General features: G+C 31.1%; 4 protein-coding genes and 1 rRNA gene. All 5 read left to right on the forward strand.

All coding sequences use genetic code 11. The annotated features are described in order from the left end of the window. Positions 1 to 88, forward strand: a 5S ribosomal RNA gene (gene rrf, locus VK998_RS02750); the annotation flags it as partial. A gap of 142 nt (positions 89 to 230) precedes the next feature. Beyond that, positions 231 to 1,100 (forward strand): radical SAM protein, encoded by an 870-nt coding sequence (locus VK998_RS02755; protein WP_325225210.1) that lies wholly within the window; start codon positions 231 to 233, stop codon positions 1,098 to 1,100. A 267-nt stretch (positions 1,101 to 1,367) separates the two neighbouring features. Next, on the forward strand, positions 1,368 to 2,621 hold the full coding sequence (locus tag VK998_RS02760) for a uracil-xanthine permease family protein (protein WP_325225212.1): 1,254 nt from the start codon (positions 1,368 to 1,370) through the stop codon (positions 2,619 to 2,621). Between the two features lie 139 nt (positions 2,622 to 2,760). After that, positions 2,761 to 3,984, forward strand: a complete 1,224-nt coding sequence (locus VK998_RS02765) for a BaiN/RdsA family NAD(P)/FAD-dependent oxidoreductase (protein ID WP_325225215.1) — start codon at positions 2,761 to 2,763, stop codon at positions 3,982 to 3,984. A gap of 39 nt (positions 3,985 to 4,023) precedes the next feature. Beyond that, a partial coding sequence (locus VK998_RS02770; protein ID WP_325225218.1) for an NAD(P)H-dependent oxidoreductase occupies positions 4,024 to 5,112 on the forward strand: 1,089 nt, incomplete at its 3' end.

A 5,112-nucleotide genomic window follows, 5' to 3' on the forward strand; every position in this document is an offset into this window, starting at 1 on the left:
TGTTCCCATACCGAACACAGAAGTTAAGCCTCTCAGCGCCGATGGTACTTGGGTGGTAACGCCCTGGGAGAGTAGGACGCTGCCAAGTACATAGATGAAAACCTCTATTTCGTAGGTCGAAATAGAGGTTTTTTTAATTGAACAAATATTTTACATATATTATAATTAAACAAGTAGAATAATAAGAAAATTAGAGGGTAGAAAAGAAATAAAAGAAGGAGAAGATAGAAATGAAATACGAAGGAGACCTTTATAGGCCGCCTAGTGAAGCATATAGTTTAATAGTTCAAGCTACTATAGGTTGTTCTCATAACAAATGTACCTTTTGTTCTATGTATAAAGGGAAAAAATTTAGAATAAGAAGTATAGAAGAAATAATGGAAGATCTAATTCTAGGTAGGAAATATTATAAGAATGTAAAGCGAATTTTTTTAGCTGATGGAGATGCTTTAGCAATTAAAACTGATGAATTAATTAAAATATTACAAGGAATTGAGATGTTATTTCCAGAATGTGAAAGGGTTGGTATATATGGTTCACCGAAATCTATTCTAAACAAGTCCCAGGAAGAGTTAATGGAGTTAAAAGCTTTAGGGTTAGGTATTGTATATTTAGGTTTAGAATCTGGAAGTGAGAAGATATTAAAAGATATTAAAAAAGGAGTCAATTCTTCTCAAATGATAGAAGCAGGTAGAAAAGTAGTGGAGTCTGGTATAGAGCTTTCAGTAACTTTAATATCTGGAATTGGTGGAAAAATAAATTCAAAACTCCATGCTACTGAATCTGCTTTAGTTTTGAATGAGATGAAACCTGATTATATTGGATTATTAACTTTATTATTAGAAGAAGATACTCCACTGTATAAGGAAGTACAAGAAGGAAAATTTGAGCTTTTAACTCCTTTAGAAGTATTAAATGAAACAAAGATATTAGTAGAAGGATTTGAAATTGATAATTGTATTTTTAGAAGCAATCATGCTTCAAACTATGTATCATTAAGAGGTACTCTTATGAAAGACAAAAAGCTTATACTCGATCAAATTGATGAAGGTTTAAATATAGGAGGACTAGACGACAAAGAAATATATAGAAGATTGTAAAGTTAGTGTAAATAATTGTTGAATTATAAATAATATAGTGGTATAATATTTTAAGATAAAATATATATAGTAAATCTTTAAATCAGTCCAGAGAGACTGGCAAGATTGTAATTAATGTTGATAATTATGCCTATTTGCATAAAAAGTCTTGCTGCGTGCAAGGCTTTTTTTATGCCAAGCATTACGATCTAATCAGTCCTTTAAATTAGCCCAGGGAGGCTGAAAAGGAGAGAAAACTCTCCTATAAAAACAAAAGGAGGTTTTTTAATGACTGAAAATATAATTGTAGAAGACTCTAAAAAGACGGAAGCTAGATTATTAACTAACTCTAAAAAAATTATTTTGGCACTTCAACACTTAATTGCTATGTTTGGAGCCACAGTTTTGGTACCGATATTAACAGGGTTTGATCCATCTATAGCATTGTTTGCAGCAGGTCTTGGAACACTGATTTTCCATCTTTGTACTAAAGGAAAGGTTCCAGTTTTTTTAGGATCATCTTTTGCATTTATACCAGTAATATTAAAAGTTAAAGAAATATATAATGGTGATTTAGCTTACGCTCAAGGTGGAATTATTGGAGCAGGTCTAATATACATTATAGTATCTTTTTTGATTAAAAAAGTTGGAGTAGAAAGAATAAAAAAATATTTATCTCCACAAGTAATAGGACCTATGATAATAGTAATAGGTTTAAATCTAATACCAACTGCTTTTGGGATGGCTAGTGAAAATTTTTTAGTAGCAGGCATAACATTAGGAATAGCCTTATTAATTAATTTTAAAGGTAAAGGATTTATAAAACAGTTGGCAATTTTGATAGCGGTGTTTTTAGGATATATGATTTCTCTAAAAATGGGACTTGTAGATACAACAGTTATAAAAGAAGCACCTTTATTTGCAGTTCCAGCATTTAGGCTTCCAAAATTTGATATGGGTGCTATAGCTATAATTACTCCAGTAGTATTAGCAGTATTTATGGAACACTTAGGAGATATAACTACTAATGGTCAAGTAGTAGGTAAAAACTTTGTAGAAGATCCAGGACTAAATAGAACTTTATTAGGGGATGGATTGGCGACTACTGTAGCAGCATTAATAGGAGGACCTGCAAACACTACTTATGGAGAAAATACAGGGGTTCTTGCTATAACTAAAAATTATGATCCATCAATATTAAGATTAGCTGCCATTTTTGCAATATCATTGGGCTTTATATCAAAAGTAGGGACAACATTAAATACTATACCAACTCCAGTAATGGGGGGAATAAGCTTAATGTTGTTTAGTATGATATCTTTAATAGGGATTAAAACGATTAAGACAAATGAAGTAAAATTTAATTTAAAAAACATGATAGTTATGGGAATTATATTGTTATTAGGTCTTGGAAGTGGGATTATAGAAAGTAAATTTGGTATTACTATAGGGATTCCAATAACAGAAAGTGTTAAAATATCAGGATTAAGCTTTGCAGCTATAGTAGGAATCATATTGAATGCAGTTTTAAATAGAAAATAAATATTTATTTTCAGGATAGACCTGTCTTAAATTTAAGACAGGTTCTATTTATTTCATAATAGACAAAACCAAAAATAACGTATAAAATGAAAAGGAATGGGAAAATGATATAAGAATATTTGGAAAGGAAGTTAATTTTATGCTAAAAGTATTAGTCATAGGTGGTGGTGCTGCAGGAATGATGGCTGCAATTTCTGCAAGAAACCATGGTGCAGATGTAACTATACTTGAAAGAAATAATAGAGTAGGTAAAAAGATATTGGCTACGGGAAATGGAAGGTGTAATTATACCAATGTAAATCTATCCATAGAAAATTATCATGGTAAAAATAAAAAGTTTGCTTACAGTTGTTTATCCCAATTCAATGTAGATGATACCATAAACTTTTTTGAAAGATTAGGGATTACTCCTGCTGTTGAAGAAAATGGGAAGGTATTTCCATTATCTTTTCAAAGCTCTAGTGTATTAGATGTATTAAGATTTGAATTGGAATATTTAGATATAGAAGTTATAACTGAAGCTTATGTAGTAAATATTAAAAAGGATGATAATTTTATAATAACTTTAAATGATGGAAGGAAAATATACGGTGATAGAGTTATACTTTCTACAGGTGGAAATGCTGCACCTAATACTGGTTCTGATGGCAATGGATATACTTTAGCTCATAAACTAGGTCATACAATTGAAGAAATTATCCCTGGTTTAGTTCAATTAAAGCTAGAAGGAAATCTATTTAAACAGGTAGATGGAGTTAAGTTTATAGGTACTGCAGGACTTTATCAAAAGAATAAACTAATCAAAGAAGACAAAGGAGATATATTGTTTACCAGCTACGGTATATCAGGTCCTCCTATTCTACAATTGAGTAGAACTGCCCTTCAATATTTGAATAAAGGAGAAAATGTAGATTTAAAAGTATCTATAATCCACACTAAAACTAAAGAAGAACTATTTGATTATCTACAATATAGATTTGGGTTTATGCCAAAGAAGACCATAGAGATAGGCCTTATTGGTTTGATAAATAAAAGGTTAATAATACCTATCCTAAAGAAAATATCAATAGATAATAATAAATTAATTGCTCATTTAAGTAAAGAAGAAATAAAGAGATTATCAAAAATACTTACCGATTTAAGATTTAGTATAATTGGTAGCAAATCTTGGGATAATGCTCAGGTGACCGCAGGAGGAATTGCAACAAAAGAAATAGATAGTTCTACTATGGAGTCAAAATTTATAAAAGGGCTATACTTTGCAGGAGAAATTGTGGATATTGATGGAGATTGTGGTGGTTTTAATCTTCAATGGGCATGGTCGTCAGGATATGTAGCTGGTATAAATGCTTCTTTAGAATAGAGGAAGAAGGATATTGAAAGGATTGATTTCATGCTTACTATGAATACAAAATTAAATGAATTAGCAAAACAAGATAAATATTTGAAAATTGCAATTGTTGGAGCAGGGAAAATGGGAAAAGGTTTAATAAATCAAATGTCTAGGATTAAAGGAATGTTACCTTCTCTTGTTGTGAATAGAAATGTAGAAAAAGCGGTAAATGCATTTTTGTCAGCAGGAATTAGAAAAGAGGATATTGTTATTTCCAACTCATTAAATAAAATTAATTATTATTTAGAAAAGGGAAAATTTATTGCAACTGAGGATATGGATATAGCAACAAAGGTTAATACTATCCAAGCAGTAGTAGATGCTACAGGAGTACCAGAAGTAGGTGCAAAGATTTCTTTAGACTCAATAGAAAACGGGAAACATATAATAATGTTAAATGTAGAAGCTGATTCGGTAGTAGGGCCAATTTTATATAAGAAAGCAAAAGAAACAGGAGTGGTATATACAGGAACAGCAGGAGATGAACCTGGTGCTGTTATGGAATTATATAATTTTGCAGTCGGGTTAGGATTTGAGGTACTAGCCATTGGGAAAGGGAAGAATAATCCTTTAGACTTAGAAGCCAATCCAGATTCCGTATACGAAAATGCATTAGAAAAAGATGTTAAACCTCATATGTTGACTGGATTTATAGATGGAACCAATACCATGATTGAAATGACTTGTATGGCAAATGCTACTGGTTTTGTGCCCGATATACGTGGGAGTCATGGTATTGATAGTAGCATAAAGAATTTAACTAATTTTTTTAGATTAAAAAAAGAAGGAGGCATTCTCAGTAAATATAAGATAGTGGACTATGTTATGGGAATTGCACCAGGGGTTTTTGCTATTTTTACTACAAGATTAGATGAAGTACATAAACAATTACAATATTTAAATATGGGTCCAGGGCCTAATTATGTGTTGTACAGGCCTTACCATCTCACTAGTTTAGAAACCCCTATAACTATATTTAATGCTTGTTATTATAAAGAAGCAACTATAGCACCTACAAAAGGAATGGTTGCTGAGACTGTTGCAATAGCAAAGAAAGATTTAAAGATAGGAGATAGGTTAGATGGCATAGGAGGATAT

Origin of the sequence: Schnuerera sp., assembly GCF_035459645.1 — a bacterium.
Taxonomy (GTDB): domain Bacteria; phylum Bacillota; class Clostridia; order Tissierellales; family Tepidimicrobiaceae; genus Schnuerera.